The organism is Leptospira alstonii serovar Sichuan str. 79601, assembly GCF_000347175.1.
GTDB classification, from domain to species: Bacteria; Spirochaetota; Leptospiria; order Leptospirales; family Leptospiraceae; genus Leptospira; species Leptospira alstonii.
Window position 1 is genome coordinate 145,744 of record NZ_ANIK01000003.1, and the last position, 16,811, is coordinate 162,554.

General features: G+C 41.5%; 14 protein-coding genes and 1 pseudogene. 5 read left to right on the forward strand and 10 right to left on the reverse strand.

The genetic code is table 11. The features are described 5' to 3' along the window. The first annotated feature begins 16 nt into the window (after positions 1-16). Positions 17-1,192 (forward strand): Re/Si-specific NAD(P)(+) transhydrogenase subunit alpha, encoded by a 1,176-nt coding sequence (locus LEP1GSC194_RS01010; RefSeq protein ID WP_020771838.1) that lies wholly within the window; start codon positions 17-19, stop codon positions 1,190-1,192. Here the strand turns inward: LEP1GSC194_RS01010 and LEP1GSC194_RS01015 are convergent. Genes LEP1GSC194_RS01015 through LEP1GSC194_RS01030 form a run of 4 tightly spaced genes read right to left on the reverse strand, consistent with a single transcriptional unit; the run spans position 1,151 to position 6,231 of the window. After that, entirely contained in the window at positions 1,151-1,687 is a 537-nt protein-coding gene (locus LEP1GSC194_RS01015; protein WP_020771956.1) for a phosphatase PAP2 family protein, read from the reverse strand. The two genes, LEP1GSC194_RS01010 and LEP1GSC194_RS01015, sit on opposite strands and share 42 nt — an antisense overlap. Continuing rightward, on the reverse strand, positions 1,684-3,003 hold the full coding sequence (gene hisS / locus LEP1GSC194_RS01020) for a histidine--tRNA ligase (protein ID WP_020771798.1): 1,320 nt from the start codon (positions 3,001-3,003) through the stop codon (positions 1,684-1,686). Before hisS ends, LEP1GSC194_RS01015 begins: the two co-directional genes overlap by 4 nt. 6 nt (positions 3,004-3,009) lie before the next feature. Next, the gene (locus tag LEP1GSC194_RS01025) at positions 3,010-4,158 is read right to left on the reverse strand and encodes a DUF1577 domain-containing protein (protein ID WP_020771946.1); all 1,149 of its coding nucleotides are present in this window, start codon (positions 4,156-4,158) and stop codon (positions 3,010-3,012) included. A gap of 9 nt (positions 4,159-4,167) precedes the next feature. Further along, positions 4,168-6,231: an OmpA family protein gene (locus tag LEP1GSC194_RS01030; protein ID WP_020771980.1), complete on the reverse strand. Its 2,064-nt coding sequence runs from the start codon at positions 6,229-6,231 to the stop codon at positions 4,168-4,170. Positions 6,232-6,326: 95 nt separating this feature from the next. Between LEP1GSC194_RS01030 and folP the strand changes: the two genes are divergently transcribed. Beyond that, positions 6,327-7,169 carry a dihydropteroate synthase gene (folP, locus tag LEP1GSC194_RS01035; protein ID WP_020771837.1) on the forward strand — a complete coding sequence of 281 codons (843 nt, stop codon included), beginning with the start codon at positions 6,327-6,329 and terminating at the stop codon, positions 7,167-7,169. A gap of 242 nt (positions 7,170-7,411) precedes the next feature. Here folP and LEP1GSC194_RS01040 read toward each other — a convergent pair whose 3' ends face one another. Then, positions 7,412-8,428, reverse strand: a complete 1,017-nt coding sequence (locus LEP1GSC194_RS01040; RefSeq protein WP_408605323.1) for a tetratricopeptide repeat protein — start codon at positions 8,426-8,428, stop codon at positions 7,412-7,414. Beyond that, positions 8,421-9,329 carry a tetratricopeptide repeat protein gene (locus LEP1GSC194_RS01045; RefSeq protein ID WP_020771957.1) on the reverse strand — a complete coding sequence of 303 codons (909 nt, stop codon included), beginning with the start codon at positions 9,327-9,329 and terminating at the stop codon, positions 8,421-8,423. Before LEP1GSC194_RS01045 ends, LEP1GSC194_RS01040 begins: the two co-directional genes overlap by 8 nt. Positions 9,330-9,435: 106 nt before the next feature. Between LEP1GSC194_RS01045 and mpl36 the strand changes: the two genes are divergently transcribed. Beyond that, positions 9,436-10,335, forward strand: coding sequence for an RlpA family plasminogen-binding lipoprotein MPL36 (mpl36, locus tag LEP1GSC194_RS01050; RefSeq protein WP_081605008.1), 900 nt, complete (start codon positions 9,436-9,438; stop codon positions 10,333-10,335). Between the two features lie 55 nt (positions 10,336-10,390). Here mpl36 and LEP1GSC194_RS01055 read toward each other — a convergent pair whose 3' ends face one another. Both LEP1GSC194_RS01055 and cysE read right to left on the reverse strand, forming a co-directional pair. Next, the gene (locus tag LEP1GSC194_RS01055; protein WP_021064477.1) at positions 10,391-10,648 is read right to left on the reverse strand and encodes a hypothetical protein; all 258 of its coding nucleotides are present in this window, start codon (positions 10,646-10,648) and stop codon (positions 10,391-10,393) included. A gap of 101 nt (positions 10,649-10,749) precedes the next feature. Further along, positions 10,750-11,466, reverse strand: a complete 717-nt coding sequence (gene cysE / locus LEP1GSC194_RS01060) for a serine O-acetyltransferase (protein WP_020771958.1) — start codon at positions 11,464-11,466, stop codon at positions 10,750-10,752. Between the two features lie 152 nt (positions 11,467-11,618). Between cysE and LEP1GSC194_RS01065 the strand changes: the two are divergent. Continuing rightward, positions 11,619-12,512: pseudogene (locus LEP1GSC194_RS01065) on the forward strand (site-2 protease family protein). Continuing rightward, complete coding sequence (locus LEP1GSC194_RS01070) at positions 12,476-13,891, forward strand: NHL repeat-containing protein (RefSeq protein WP_020771936.1); 1,416 nt, start codon at positions 12,476-12,478, stop codon at positions 13,889-13,891. Before LEP1GSC194_RS01065 ends, LEP1GSC194_RS01070 begins: the two are co-directional and overlap by 37 nt. A gap of 274 nt (positions 13,892-14,165) precedes the next feature. On the opposite strand, the gene LEP1GSC194_RS01075 is transcribed toward LEP1GSC194_RS01070, so the two are convergent. Next, complete coding sequence (locus tag LEP1GSC194_RS01075) at positions 14,166-15,506, reverse strand: MATE family efflux transporter (RefSeq protein WP_021064500.1); 1,341 nt, start codon at positions 15,504-15,506, stop codon at positions 14,166-14,168. Next, on the reverse strand, positions 15,507-16,790 hold the full coding sequence (locus tag LEP1GSC194_RS01080; protein WP_020771907.1) for a dicarboxylate/amino acid:cation symporter: 1,284 nt from the start codon (positions 16,788-16,790) through the stop codon (positions 15,507-15,509). It abuts the gene before it with no gap. Positions 16,791-16,811 lie beyond the last annotated feature (21 nt).

Genomic DNA, 16,811 nt, shown 5'->3' on the forward strand with positions numbered 1-16,811 from the left:
ATCACCGGGAAAAATTATGAATATTGGAATTCTAAAAGAAGCTAAAGAAGAAACGAGAGTATCCGTAACCCCAGACATCGTAGATACATTGAAGAAAATCGGCGCAACCGTCCTTGTCGAAAAAGGCGCCGGAGAACAATCCTACTATCACGACGAAGATTATAAAAAAGTCGGAGCAAGTTTGGCGTCTCGTCAAGACGTTATCGGCAAATCCAATATCATTGTGAGCATTCATCTCGCGGACCCTGCGACATTAGCAAAGATGAAACCGAAAACGATTTATCTCGGAATGTTCCAACCCGCGATGAACGCACCGACGATCCAAAAGCTCGCAACAAAGAAAGTGGAAGTTTTAAGTTTGGACGCGATTGCGAGAATCACAAGAGCGCAGTCGATGGACGTTCTTTCTTCCCAAGCCACCGTTGCGGGTTACAAAGCGGTACTACTTGCGGCCTCTCATTTAGCGAGATTTTTCCCGATGCTTACAACCGCAGCGGGAACCATTACGCCCGCTTCCGTTCTGATCATCGGAGCCGGTGTTGCCGGTTTACAAGCGATTGCTTCCAGCAGAAGATTGGGTGCGGTAGTGGACGTATTCGATACAAGACCTGAAGTAAAAGAGCAGGTTCAATCGCTCGGCGCTAAGTTTGTCGAAGTGGAAGGCGCTTCGCATTCCGCCGCCGCCGGCGGTTACGCGGTGGAACAAACCGATGAGTACAAAAAACGTCAACAAGAGGCGATTGATAAATACGCTCAGAGAGCGGACGTAATCGTTACGACTGCGTTGATTCCCGGAAAAAAAGCTCCCTTATTGATTACTAAGAAGATCGTGGACAACATGAAATCCGGTTCCGTAGTTGTGGATCTCGCTTCTTCCATGGGTGGAAACTGCGAATATACGAAACACGGACAAAACGTTATCACTCCAAAGGGAGTTACCGTAATCGGTCATAAAAATCTTGCCGGTTCCATTCCTGCAGACGCGTCTAAAATGTTCAGCAAGAACGTTTTGAATTTTCTCAAACTTTTGATTAAGGATAAGAAAATCAATTTGGATCTAAACGATGAGATTCTTTCTTCCACAACGATTGCTTATCAGGGAGAAATTCGTCATAAACTTACGTTAGACGCTCTCGGATCGAAATCAGGTTCAGGAGCAGTAAAACCTAAGAAGAGCGCTGCCAAGAAATAAACCGAAAAAACCGAAGACAGTTCCGATCATCCAACCGCCGATCACGTCGCTTACAAAGTGATGTAGAGAAAGCAACCTTCCCACTCCGGCTAAGAAACTAATCAAAATCAAAGCCGGAGAGAATTTAAACAAAAGTACGAAAATCAAAACCGCAGTCATTGAGTTGGCTGCGTGAGCGGAAGGAAACGAGTGTTTCATGTCGGGGTTGGCGTCCACTTTGCCGACAACCGTGATCAAAGGTCTTTTTCTTGCGATGAGTTTTTTTAAGAAAAGAACGAAACGATCGTTGGCGTAGGTGACGGAGCCGGTAAAAAGTAGAACCCAGTACCAATCTATAGGTAAGTTGTTTTTTAAATAAAGAAAGGGGAGAAGGATGATAAGGAATACTTCTCCTCGATTGATTTTGGAAAGAATATGACTTAGTTTCGGATTATGGACTTTTGTCCGAATCCAAGTAGAGAACGAAAAATCGATTTGGTCTACGATTTCTATCAAAGTCGAAAGTCTTTTTTAAGAATATCCGAAAGCCCTTTTCTAGGCAGGCTTTTTTGTTCTCCGGATACGAGGTCTTTGATTTGAACCGTTTCCGTGCGGATTTCCGATTCTCCTAGGAACAATACGTAGCGATAACCTTTTTTTTCCGCGACCTGAATTTGTTTTCCGATTTTTGCGGAATCTAACATCGTTTCGGCGAGGATTCCATTCTCGCGGAGTTCCTTGGAAAGTTGGAAAGTGTTTACAAAAAGAGATTCGTCCATGATCGGAAGAAAGAGCGTTTTTTCTCTGCTTAGGTTCGGAATCAGATTATGACCTTCTAAAAAATTCTTTAGAGTCACATCGCCTAATCCGAAACCGATTCCCGATAATTGTTCTTTGGAAAATAATCCGATGAGGTTGTCGTATCTTCCGCCGCCGTATAAGGATCTTCTGTTTTCAGGATTCGTATCGAATACTTCAAAGATACATCCCGTGTAATAGTCGAAACCTCGGATGATGGAAGGATCGAATACGAGTTGTTTATCCACTCCGAGTTCTCCGAGTTCTTGAAACAAATTTCGAATGAAAGAAATAGAATCCGGATCGATTCCGGGAATAGTCGAAACGGTTTTCAAGTCGGAATCAAGGTAGATTTCAATGAGCGCAAATTGTTCGTCGAAGTTATTCAAGAACGGTTTGATTTCGCTTTGGAAAGCTTCCGGAGAAATTTTGGATTTTTTATCCAAAAGTTTGGAAACACCGTGAACTTGGTCGTCGTTGAGTTTGAGAGAATTTTTTAAAAAACTATCCAAAAGTTTTCTATGAGAAACCTTAATCTGATAACTTCCTTCGGGAGCTCCGAATTTTTTTAGAATCGAATCCGCGATCAAAAGAATTTCAAGTTCGGCGCGGTATGTATCCACTCCGAAAAGATCCACGTTCAATTGCCAGTGTTCTCTAAGTCTTCCTTTGCCCGGTTGTTCATAACGCCATAAATTAGGAATGGAAAACCAACGAACCGGTCTGGGAAGATTTCGGAGATTTCCCGCAACCATTCGCGCGAGAGTTGGAGTCATTTCCGGGCGGATTGCGACTCTTCGCTCACCCTTGTCGATAAAGTCGTATAACTGCCGTTCGACGATTTCCTCGCCGCTTTTGGCTTTGTAAAGATCGAAAGATTCTAGGATAGGCCCGTCGTATTCTTGATAACCGAAAGATAATACGGTTTCCCGCATTACGGAAAACATCCAGTTTCGGAGACGCATTTCCTCCGGATAAAAATCTCTGGTTCCTTTGTAAGGGGCTGTGGTTAAAAAACTTTTCTGATTTTCCAAGGCAAATTACTGAGTCTTAATGAAGTTCATATTTTTCTTCAATAGAGTCATATTTGCCTTAGCATCGTTGGAGCCAACTATTTCTGCGCCTACGTGATAGATTTCTCCGACTTGGGAAATATGTCGGATACGAAACGCAAATCGCAGGGGAGCTTGCATCTTAAAAGTAATGTCCGCAGTAAATACGGGCTTGTGTAAAAAGGATTCGATCAGTTCCGATTCGGTTACTTCGAGAAGAATTCCACCTTCCGAGATATTCAGAACGTTTTGTCTTTTTTCCAAGGATTTCGTATTGGAATCGCCCATTCTGGAATTGAAGATTTCTTCCATCTCTTTATACAAGGGAATGACTTTGTCCGAAATGGGACCTTCGTTTGATTCGATCACTCCCATCGCGAATATTTGAGAATCGATTATACTCTTAAACAGAATCGGATAAATGAGAAGAGAACGAGTTTTACTACCTTTGAAAAAGCGAAGCCTCTCTTCCAGGATCAGCTCTTCTTGAAGGGTTTCCTTAATCGGAAGCAGATCTAAGTTTGTAAATTCTCCTTCAGCATTTGAGTCCAAGGTGGATGTGTCTCGGATATAAATGGGTCTTTTGTACTTTTTAACCAACTCTTCTTCGGGTGTAAGTTCTTTGGAAGAATTGAACACGAGTTTGGAAGACGGATAGATCTGTTTGATTTTACGATTCAAGTCGTTAAGAATGATTTGTCCGGAAGTTCCCAAAACTTTATTGGTTTCCAATTCTTTTCTCGGAATTAAAAATTTATGAGCGATGACTTTTCCGATAAGTCCTTCGAGACGGGGGGACATTCTTTTCGCTTTCGCGATTTTTGCGAAAATCGGTTTGCATATGATCTGAGTATCGTTTTTTTCAATCACCTCGAAGTTGATTTCGATATGTTTGGAAAGGGTTCTATAAAGTACAAATTCGTCGTTTACGTTGGTTAGGGTTGAATCGATCGGAAAAACAAAAGTACCGTCTTCGCGGATTTCCATCGGTTTTAATTCCTGATGAAAGGGAGATTCCTTAACGAGTAATCCTTGAAAATGGATGTACTCCTTAAGAATATATTTAATCTTATTCAAGTCTTGGATCGTATCCCAAGATCGCTGGGCTTGCACATATTTTTGGTATTGTACACTCATGAAAACTCCTTAGAGTTTTCGAAAACCGACTCTTCTGTTTTTTGCTCTTCCGGTTTCTGTCTCATTTTCTGCGTCCGGTTGTGAATACCAGTAAGCCCTCATTTTCAACCGCTTTTCCGAAATTCCTTTTGAAAGAAGATATTCGTAAATGTTACGGGCTCTTTTGGCACTCAATCTTGTATTGTATTCCTTGGAGGCTACGTTGTCAGTATGTCCCCCAATTTCAATTTTATCGGACGCATTTTTCAGAAGATAGTCTACAAGAGGCGCTAATAACTTTTTGTTCTCATCTGTGATTTTTGTTTTATTAAATTCAAAGTAAACGCGTAGATTATAGACCGGATCTACGTCGTTTTCCGCTTTCAGAAAAATAGTCGCGGTTCCGTTTTTGGAAATATTTTTCTGAATGATATTAATGCTTTCGGAAATATATTTCGGAGCGGTCGCAAATAACTCAAAATCACTGTCCGGTAATTTATTTACTAAAAAGGACTTTGTATCCGTTTCCTGAACAAGCGATTCCCCTTTGCGATTAGTAGGCGTAAACAATGTAACTTTCGCATCGGGGATCGTCTGTTTTGTTTTCGCGTCCGCCACGATCACTTTCAAAGCGGAGGAACTCGGCGTTTGATTGTCCACCGGTTGTTCTACTTTGACTTCTTCCGTTTTTCCTTCTCCGGTTTGGATCGGAAGAAGCACATAGGTTCTGTAAATCTTTCGATTTTTACCGATGTTTCCGCGAAGATCCAAAATGTCTTCCTGAGGATGAAAACCCGGAGAACTGATTTCCACTTTGTAAACCCTTCCGGTTTGAAGCGTGGTCGTAAAGTTGGAAGGTTTTCCTTTCGTTAGATCGCCGCCGATCCTTTTCGAAGTGATTACGTTAGTCGGTTTAGTTCCGTCGTAGATTTTTAAAGTGGAATCCAATCCGATCATCGTTTTTTCGGAACCGTCCAAAACCAAACCTTTGAAATTCAGAGTATAAGAATTCCGAAACGATTCCGGAACTTGAAAACGATAGATATCGAATTGGCCTTCTCCACCGTTGCGATTGGAGGAAATATAAGCCCAAATTCCGTTCTTATCGAAGCTGATCCCCTCGTTATCGTAACCCTCCCACTTATCCGTGTTAAACGGTTTAGGAAGAAGAAGTAAGGAAGATTGATCGACTTTCGGAATCGGGTTTTCGGAGGGTTTTATTTGGGAAGATTCTTCCGTTTCCTCTTCGTCTTCCAGCATGCTGTCTAACGCGGATTTATATCGAAGGAATATTCTGAAAATCTTAAACTTCTTTCTTTCGTCTTCTCGATTGGAACTGAAATAAAGTTGTTCTCCGTCTTGATGGATAAAAGGAAGAATTTCACTTTCGGAAGAATTGAGAGGGGAGCCCAAATTTTTCGGTTGCGACCAACTTCCGTTTTTAGGATTTCGAACGGCAATCCAAAGGTCGAAGTCTCCGTATCCTCCCGGACGATCCGAAGAGAAGATCAAAAAATTTCCATCGGGAGAAATGGCGGGCATCTTTTCGTTAAAATTAGAATTGATTTCGCTGAGATGTTCGGGATCGGTCCATCTACCGGTTTTTTTATCCTTAACGGTTCTATAGATATTCAAACCTTCGAAACCGGACCGTCCCACTGCGGGGTTCAGCGTCGAAGTGAAATAAATTTCCGAAGGAGCGTTGTTGGAATCGAATAGAATGGAAGCGCCGCCTTCGAATGCGTTCGAATTAAAAAGGTTCGGTTTGCGAACTCCGGCAACGGAGGGACGTTTTAACTCCTCTCGAATGTTTTGATTCATGTTCACGGGTTTAGTCCATTCCGCGAGACTTTCCTGATCCGAAAAACGAACGTTCTCCGAAATCCAAATGTCCATCCCGCCTTCTCCTCCGGGACGATTGGATTGGAATACTACGTATCTTCCGTCCGGACTGATGATAGGGTTGTATTCGTCGTTTTGCGTGTTGAGAGGTTGGCCGAATTGTTTTTCAGGAAGATCCGGTAGAGGTTGCGAAAAAACGGGCGAAAGAATGCAGAAAGTCAAAATGAAAAACAATTTAGAAAAAGGACGCATTGAATCACTCCGAAAAGAATGTAAAAAAGTTACCGTTTTTAGTTTAAATCCAGGATCTTTCTTAAAGTATCGGTCTTGTATCTGGGTTTTTAAAGATGGAAAGTAAGCAGGGTTTGAATTCTTCAGCGTATTCTCCCACGATCTTCGGAGTTCTCAACATCACCGAAGATTCGTTTTCGGATGGAGGAAAATATCTCACTCTTTCGGCTTCTTCTCGGAAAGCCGATTCTCTTATCGTTGAGGGCGCGGACGTAGTCGATATCGGAGCCCAGTCTTCCAACATTCAGGCCAATCCGGTCAGTCCCGAAATCGAATGGGTAAGAATGAAAAATCTAATTCCGGACTTGGTGGCAAACGGAGTTCGTATTTCCGTGGATTCGTTTCAGCCCGAAGTCATCGCAAAATCTTTGGCTGCGGGGGCGGAATTCATCAATCATATCCGCGGATTTGTGGATGAGGAATCCGTTCGAGCGATTTCGAAATATGCGGGAACAAATAGAAAATTTATCGTGATGTATTCTCACAATCACTCCAATCGTGCGGAAACACAATCGCATCTGACGCTGCATAACGTGATATCCGATATCGTAAAATTTTTTCGAGAACGAAAGAAGGTTTTGTTGAATTCGGGAATTTCTCAAGACCAATTGATCTTCGATCCCGGAATGGGTTTTTTCTTAAGCCCCGATTTTCAAGTGAGCTTTGAAGTTTTAAAAAAAATTCAAACTCTCAAGGAGGAATTTTCTCCGATGATGGTTTCCGTTACTAAAAAATCCTTTTTAGGAAACGCACTCGGAGGTTTGAAAGCGGATGAACGTAAAATCGCCACCGTGATCGCCGAACTTTATCTCTCCATTCAAAATGTGGAATATATCAGAACTCATGAACCCAAAAATTTGAGGCAGGCGTTAAAAATTTGGAGTTTGCTTCATTCATAATAGACCTGAATTAACGCGAGCTAACCGATGCGAAAGCGATTGAAGCGGAATCAACAAATTGGAATAACGAAATGATTTCGCTTTTAGGGGGATCTATCAATTTGTTGATTGGAGAAAAAAGGCGAGGGTTCGCCCAAACTTTCAACCGCCGAATTCACGTTAGTTAGTCGGAACAAGTTAAAATAACAACTTATTAAATGAAGGACGAGTTTAAGAAAACGCGTTTCGAGAGAAGTCTTAACTCAGCGACCGACCTTGATGTCTTCCATCGTTTTTTTTCCGGAAGAATCGAGCGTCGGTAAAATATCCTCTTCCCGAATTTGCAAACCTTTAGCCTGCATTTTTTTGATATAGGGAAGGATCGGATGTAAGTCCGAGTGCGGATTTACGGAAAGCAGAATTCTTTTCCAGAGTTCTACAAACGGAAGCGTTTCTTTTTCCGATTCGGGTGATTTTCGAATCCATTCCAAGGCCTCGGAATAGTTTCGTTTTTCATAATATGCTTTTGCGATGTAATAATTCAAATCGGGAATTTTATCGTCCGTAGAATTAAGACTCATCGCAAACATCAGAAGATCGTCCCATTTTTCCAGATCATGAGCCAGTAATACCATCGAAGCGCGCGCGTTCTTATGATACGGATTGATTTGTAGGATTTTTTCCAAATAAAAATAAGCCTTTTCGTAATCTTGTTTTTCGAGAAGATACGCGCTCAATTCATCCCAAGAAACGACTTCCATACCTGGGATTTTGGATTGAACGTCCAACAAGAGAACCGTTTCTTCTCTTCGATTTTGGGTCGTAAGTAATTTGCGAACTTGCTGGATCTGATCCTTTTTTGCATTCTTTAGATAAACGGCGATTTCTTGTTTTGCAGTCTCGTATTCGTCGATTAGGTAATGCATCCGAATCAGGTTTGAAAAACAAATCGGATGAAATTCGGAAATTTTCAGACATTCTTTCCAGGCGGATTCCGCGTCGTCCAAAAGGGAATGTTTTGCGAATATGATTCCTAAATTATTTTTATCTTCCGCGGTCGTTCCTTTTCCTCTGAGTTCCTTAACTTTCCAGGCCGAAGTAATTTTTTCCAATTCGACTTGGGAAAATTCCGAGGAGTTTAAGTATAAAAACGAAACATCGGCTTCTAAAATTTCGGCCTCTCGAATGGGATAAATACAAAAGTTTAAAAGAGAAGCGATTCCTAAAATGAATAAGGATGTTCCCCAAGTCGTTTCAGAGCCTCGTTTCTTTTTATGGATCGCTCGATTTCTCTGCACTTGATTCTTCCAATTGCTTTTGAGCATAGAGCATATACTTTAAGGCCCGTTCTTTATCACCATGGAACAAATACATGAGTGAAAGATCAAGTGCATCCTGGGGATTTGGAGGCGCGAAGTCTTCCGGATTTTCCTTGCTCATTTCGAATTTAGATCGGAACTCATCCAGCTTGTTCTTTGTGAGTTTTTCCAATGAATCGAAGAATGCGGCTTCCTCCGGATTTTTTTTGGATTCTTCAATTGCGTCCGAGAAACGCGTAAATCCTTTTGATTGAGTCGTCGCTTGTTTAAGAATTTCGAAAGACTGCTTAAAATTTCCGAGACGAGTATGAACTTCGGAAAGAAGTACCTGCATTCTGGAATCGCCGGGATAGAGTTTATTAATTTTGTCGGCCGTTTCAAGACATTCTTTCCAACGTTCTTTTTCAAAATGTAAAGTCGCGAGAGCGATCAGAGCCATTCGGTTTTCAGGATCGAGTCGGATCGCATTCGTAAGATAGAGTTCGGTCTTATCGTCCTTTTCGAGTTGTCGATAACAGTATGCGAGTAGAATGTGCGACTTCAAAAATCTCTTTTCGATTTCTAAAGATTTTTTCAAGGATCGAACCGCCGTTTCGATCTCTCCGGTTCTGTAAAGTTCCACTCCGATGTTGTAGTAAAGTTCGGGAGTTTTTCCGATCCCGAGCGCTTTCTGATAAATTTCGATCGCTTTTAAGGAATTGCCTTGTTTGGAATAAAGCGCTCCCAGGTTGAGATAGGACTTTTGGTATTTTGGTTGGGATAGAATCAGACTTTCATAGAGTCGAACGGCTTCCGGGTGTTTGCCTTCTTTTTCAAAGGCTAAGGCCTGGTTGAATATCTTGCTGATGTCCGTTCCGGTCATAAAACAACTATCGGATATTTTTCGGGCTTTGGCCACCGAAAAAGTTGTAATGAAATTTTTCAGTTCTACCGATTTGATAAAGGAATCGCTAGGATCCGAGGGAAACATGAAACAAGTAACAATCTTAACCGCTCTGATTATTTTTACGTCTTGCGCTTCCGTTGAATCTAAACGAAGCATCAGCGCTTCCGGAGATCCGTCGGAGATCTTTTTTGAAAAAGAAATCGCACCGATGGATTCCGGATCGAATTCTCAAAAACCCGGACGCAGATCCTTTGAGGAAGAATTGAACGTTGAAAAATACGCGAAAGCCCAACCTCCTCAAAAAACAAATTCCGGAGATTTCGATGAAGTCGGAATGTCTTCCTGGTACGGAGCGAAGTTTCACGGAAAGCCGACTGCAAGCGGAGAGAAGTTCGATAAAACGAAATTAACGGCGGCGCATCCGACTCTTCCTTTAGGGTCCATCGTTCGAGTTCAGAATCTTGAAAATCAAAAAGAGGTTTTAGTTCGCGTCAATGATAGGGGACCTTTTGTAAAAGATAGAATCATCGATCTTTCCGAAAAAGCGGCTGACACTCTGGATTTTAAGGATATCGGTATTGCGAAAGTCGGTATCAAAGTGGTAAAACGAGGCGGGGCAGCCGCTGAAGAATCCGAAGATCTCGAAAACACGGACGACGAAGAGGCTCTTTTGGAAGACGAGAAACCCGAAAAATTAAATCCTCAAAAATCGGATTATCCCGCCAAATCGGCCGCAGGTGGAAAGTATATCAAAGGTTCTCCGAAAGGTTATACCGTTCAAGTGGGCGTATTCCGCGATCAAACTAAAGCGGAAGTTTATAAATCCGGCCTCGGACAAGAATACGGTGAAAAAACTTTCCTGTTTACGAGAGAGGGTTTGTTCGTAATTCAATTGGGGGATTTTGCCAACAAAACCGACGCGGAATCGTTGAAGTCGAAATTGAAGACCGACGGAATCGATTGTTTCATTCCCAAAAGGTAATCGATTGATTTAAAAAGATTGTTTAAAAACCCCCGAAATTTGGGGGTTTTCGCTTTTAACGATGCGCTCTGCAACTGTCAAATTGCATTCTTCCTCTACAGATTTCCTTTGCCGTCTCCACAACTGCAATCCCGCAGGTGTTTAAACTTGGATCCACACATCCCGGTATTGCCAAGAGCAGAACCGGAAAACACTTATCAAATTCTTCCATGTCCTTTGCGCAGAGTTGTTCGTTTGAGGTTAGAAAATTACAATTGAGAATTCCGATTGTAAACAAGAAGGCAATCCAAGGAAAAAGAATCCGTTTTTTCATTCCATATATGAGAAAATCTTAAAATGAAAAATCAATTCGAAAAAACCGAGAACTTCGGGTTTTAAAAATAAAAAGAAACTTACAAACGAAGGTTTAAGAATTTAGATCCCGCCGCCGTGGATGAATTCGTCCAAAATTTCCTCCGAGTTATCAGTTTCCTTTTTAGACCGAGAACGAAGAAGTCCGCTTTTGTCCATGGAATGGATTTCTTTTTGAAGGGTTTCGATTCTTTCAAGTAAGATCGAGAACACCCTTGCGACCGGATCGGGAATTTCGTTATGATCCAGCATGTGTTCGCCTTCTTCTCCGATCGGCATTTTAGAACGAACTACTTTCGCCGGAATTCCGACCACGGTCGTATCGTGAGGGACGTCTCGCATAACGACTGATCCCGCTCCCACTCGTACGTTTTTTCCGATCGTAATATTTCCAAGAATTTTGGCGCCCGCTCCGACTACTACGTTTTCAAGCAAAGACGGATGACGTTTCCCGGATTCTTTTCCGGTTCCTCCGAGCGTCACACCTTGATAGATCAAACATCCTTTGGCGACCGTGGCGGTTTCTCCGATTACGACTCCGTGTCCGTGATCGATCATAATTCCGTTTGCGATCTGAGCCCCCGGATGAATGTCTATTCCCGTGATGAATCTGGAAAAAGTATTGATCATCCTTGGGATTAAAGTAAGTTTCATTCGATAAAGAAAATGAGCCAACTTGTGAAACCAGAGCGCGTGTAGGCCCGGATAACAAAGTACAATTTCCAGATAGGACTTAGCGGCCGGGTCGTACTTTCTTATAAATTTAATGTTTTCAAACAAATGTCAATCTCCGGTCTTCGGTAACGGAAAATTCGGTTTTAGCAGAGCCGTAAGGAAAAGGTTCAAAATTCGTGATACAATGTAAAGAGGATTCTTTTCAAGAAGAATAGAATATACAATTGAAACAATCTAGATTTTCAACGCATATAATTTTGTTTATTCTAACCTTCTTGACGCTCACATTTCAAAGCGAATTTTTTGAGATCCCTTTCCTATCCGTTTAATACTTAAAGGAATTATTTTTTCTTAGACTGCCTTATTCCCTTTCTTTGATCGTAATTCTTTCGGCTCATGAGATGGGACATTTTTTAGCGGCTCGATATTACGGTGTTAAAGCGACATGGCCTTATTTTATACCGATTCCTTTCGCTCCGATCGGAACGATGGGTGCGGTTATTCGAATCTTGGAACCGATCCGAAATAAAAAGCAACTCTTTGACATCGGAATTTGGGGTCCTATCATGAGTTTGATTCTTTCCGCACCTTGTTACATCGTAGGAATCTATTTGTCTTCTTTGGTTCCGATGGAAAGCGTTAAAGGAAATCCCGGAGTCATTTCTTTCGGAGAATCTCTTTTTACGATTTTCGTGAATCAATGGATCTTAGGGCCTTTTAACCCTGCCGTTCAGGACGTTTGGATTCATCCGTTGGCGCAAGCGGGTTGGGTCGGACTTCTTGTTACGGCCATTAACTTACTTCCGTTCGGTCAACTAGACGGGGGACACGTAATTTATTCCGTTTTTGGGGAAAAGTATAGGAATTGGATTTATTATCTTTTTACGGGTTTTTTGCTCTTATGTTTCTGGAATTTTTCCTGGTTACTGTGGGGTTTTCTGATTTATTTCATCATAAAAGTAGAACACCCTTTTATACCTGACCCGGTGGTTCCTTTGGATCGAGTTCGAAAAATCGGCGGTTTATTGATTTTATTTACGCTGATCTTCATCTTTGTACCTTCTCCGATCCAACTTGGAACCGATATCAATAGACCCGGTCTTGCTGAGGAGCTATGGATTTCACTCAAATCGGTTTTTTCAGGCATTTAACGATCCTTCTTTTCGTAATTTCGACTCCGATTTTTGACCAAGATCAAGAAATCAAACTTACAGAGAACGCGTACGGTTTGACATACGATGGTACGAACTTTTGGTACGTAGACTCCACACATCGATCCTTGTATCGGGTCGATCCGAACGGAAGACAGGAATCGTTTTCACTGAATATTCCTTTTCTTACCGGAATCAATTTTGATCCGCGGGAAGGAAGAATTTTTGTAGGCGCCAGAAAACTCGTTTTAAAAGTGGAGCCGAATACCGGCGGTGTTACGGAAAGAATTCCCGTTCCGATCGAAAAAATCGGCGGGATTGCGAGCCAAGATTCATTGCTTTATATTCTCGATCAGGAAAACGGGAAAATTTCCATCTTGGACAAAGCCACGGGAAAATTGATCGGAGGTTTTTTAACGGACCGAGCTCAACCGAGAGATTTGGTTTTTGCAAGAGATTCGATTTGGGTCTCCGATTCTTCCGACGGAAACATCTATCGATACAATCCGAATAACGGAGCCATTACGGGTTCCATCAAAACATCTTCTAAAGAAATCAGAGGGATGGTTTTTTTAGGGAGTAAAATTTTCGTAATCGATCGGACGGGAAAGGAAGTTCTAAAAGTTTCCTTTGTGGAAACGGATCGTTTTATCGCTTCCGGAGAGAAGCTTCATCTAATGAAGGTTAGGATTACATTTTCGTTAAACGAACTCTCGATTGCGGGAGGTTCGCTTGGAGTTTTTCAACCGCCCACGACGGAACATCAAAGAATTCGAAATTTAAAAATGGTCCAAGCCGGATTTAAACAGGATTTTATCGGAAACGAAAAGGTTTTCGTAAAAGTTCTCGGTGTGGACGATCCGAAAGGAAAACAAACTTTAGAATATTCTTTTGAAGCGCGAACCCAAAACGTTCGTTACTACGTCACTGACGAGTTTTTGGAAAAGAAAGAAAAAATCGGAGACGATTTAAAATCATTCTTACGAAACGAATTTTTGGAAACTCAAAAAAATTCTTATTACGTGGACAAGATTTTCGACGCGAGATTGTTCCGAACCAACATACTTTCCTTGAAAAAAAGTCTTTTAGATTCGGGCGTTCCCGTTCGTTCTCAATATACGGCTTCCATTACCGGATCGAATTCGGTTTCTTTCAAGGACACGTTAGACGCTTATATCCCTGGCTTCGGATGGGCTCCGATTCAAAATGTAAAACCTTCTTCGGAAGAATCTTCCCGCGTGTTTAAAAAAGGAGAAGAAAATATAGATCTCTTTAGAGCCGAAAGTTGGAACGAGATCCAATCCCCGATTTTTTACAAGAGCAGGGATTCGCAAGAATGGAAAAATATTCCGGCTGAAATTCAGGTCGTTTTAGAGTGATTTCGGAATTGTAACACTTTAGAAAAAGTTGTAAGGGATGCGTATGACGTTCGCATTCTACAAACGAAAGAAGATTCTAAATACAATTTGCACTTTATATATTCTAAAAGTTGCGGATACTCGATACGATACGGAAGAAAAAATTTTAATTTATTCTTAAAAGATCCGGATAAAGAATACAAACGGCTGGAAATATTAAAAAATTACTATATATAACTTAGAATGTTAGTTTTTTGATAATGATATCGGGAGGAAATATCTTAAAACTTTTTGTTCAAACTTTTATATCGTAGCCCGTGTTTTGAAGTTTTGAACTCTCAAAAAATCTTTTTGCTTGAACGGATAAAGTCAAAGCCCTTCCGATCATGAGTAATACGAGAGAAAGCCAAAGAATATGATTGTCTTTCTGAATTTTTCCAAGATACGCAATGGGAAAAAAGAAAAGAGCGGCGCTAATCAACATCGAATTACGGAGAATTTTCCCTTGTGTAAGCCCTATAAAAAAACCGTCCAGGATAAACGCCACGGCTCCGATTTCTAAAACCGGAAACAACCAAAATCGATAGTCCTTCAGCAAAGATAAAACCGCGTTGCTCCTTGTGATCATTCCGAAGATAAAATTCGGAAACAGAAAAATAAACCCGAGAAAAACCGAAGTAAAAAGGATGCCGTTGTAAAGAGCCAAGTAAAGAAGTTCTTTCAGAAGCTTCCAATTCTTTTCGCCGTAGATATTTCCGGCCAAACTTTCCGTAGCAAACGCGACTCCGTCTACCAAGTAAGCGCTGACAAGAATCAGTTGAAGTAGGATCGAGTTCGTCGCTAAAATTTCCGTACCGGCTTCCGAACTGAAGTTTCTAAATAAACTAAACGTAAAAATCAAAAACAAGGTTCTCAAAAAGATATCTTTGTTTAAATGAAGAAGGGAAGAAAAACCGTGAATTGAAAAAAGATTCTTATCTTTCAACAAGGAGAGTTTTAAGCTAGGATGGATTTTCAGTTCTCTGAAAAACGAAAAAATAAAAACGGCTAACATTCCGAACTGGCTGATGCTTGTCGCTAAACCGGCTCCGTACGCTTCCCAACCTAAATCGAGAATAAACCAGAAGTCGAGAAGAACGTTGATTCCGTTTCCGATAACGGTTGCGATCAAAACGATAGAACTCTTTTCTCTTCCTAAAAACCAACCCGTAAATACGTAATTACAAAGGACCGCAATGGAACCCGGGATTCTCGCATCAAAGTAAGAAATACCTGCGGCTTTGACATCGGAATTTCCCCGTAAAATTTGAAATCCGATTTCACGAATCCAAGGGGAAAGAAGTAGAATCATCGTTCCGAAAAAACAAGCCAGGACGACGGATCGAGCCAGGATAAAAAGAGATTCTTTTTCGTTCCTTTTTCCGGCGGCCTGGGCGGTTAAACCGGTGGTCCCCATTCTTAGGAAACCGAACATCCAAAATATAAAATCAAAAAGAATTCCGGATAACGCGGCTCCCGTCATAAAAACATAAGTATCAAGATTTCCTAATATAGCCGTGTCGACTAAACCGGTCAGAGGCACGCTTATATTTGCGAGAATGTTATAGAACGTAAGTCGGTAAAATTTATATCTCAATCAGGTCATTCTGTCCATTACGCAGCAAGCGGTAATGTCTCCGGTAACGTTAACCGTCGTCCTGCACATATCCAGGAAACGATCGACTCCCAAAATGATTCCGATTCCTTCGGTCGGAATTCCTACCCCGGCAAGAATCGTAGCCAAAATCACGATTCCGATTCCGGGCGTACTCGGAGTTCCGATCGAGGCTCCGACAGTTGCAAAAAGAATAAAAACCAACTGAGCCGGAGTTAATTCGATTCCGAAATACTGCGCTAAGAAAATCGTTGCGACCGCCTGGTAAAGAGCGGTTCCGTCCATATTGATCGTAGCTCCGACAGGAATGATAAACTCCGCGATATTTTTTTTCACTCCTAGGTTTTCCGACGCCGTTTGAATCGAAACCGGCATTACGGCAGCGGAACTTGAGGTTGAAAATGCTAGGAGTTGTAAACCTGCGATCTTTTTAAAGAAGTCGATCGGATTTCTTTTCGCTAAAAATATAAGAATAATCGAATAAACTCCGAGTATCGCAACGAGCCCTAGTAGAACGACGCTCATATAAACGCCGAGAGTAACGAGCAATTCCACGCCGATGGAGGAAATCGCCTTTGACATCAGACCGAAAACGGCGAACGGAGTCAAAGCCATCGCCCAATTTACGATTTTCATACTGATCTGAAAAACCGAATTCAAAATTTCAAGGATCGGTTTTGATAAATCTTTTGAAACCGAAAGGATCGCAATTCCGAGCAAGATAGAAAACACGATTACGTTTAACATTTCCCCCTGAGTGATCGAAAGAAACGGATTCTTTGGAAAGAAGGACATAAACAATTCCGGATATTTATCTAAAGTAGGAATCTCCGTTGGGGATGGAACCTTCGAAATCAGAGCGTTTTTAATTTGAATCGTCGATTTTCCCGGTTTCAACCAAAGCGCTAATACAATTCCGATCGTGACGGCGATGAAAGTCGTAAAAACGAAATAAATTAAGGTTCCGATTCCCAGTTTTTTAACATTCTCTATATTTTCAGCGGAACAAATTCCGAGAATAATAGAAGAAAAGATCAAGGGCACCATAATCATTTGTAAGAGGTTGATGAATACAAGCCCGGGTATAACAAGCCAAGAAGTGGTAAGTTGTGCGACACTTCTATCGACCAAAGATAAATCGGAACCGAGCAGGATTCCGGTAAGAATTCCGGCCGACATTCCAACGAAGATTTTTAACCAGAGTTTTTCTTTTAAGTGGCCTAAAATCTTAACGTTGAGTGAATTTAGTTTCTTGAAAACTGGCATATTGGAAAACTCTTTTGATTC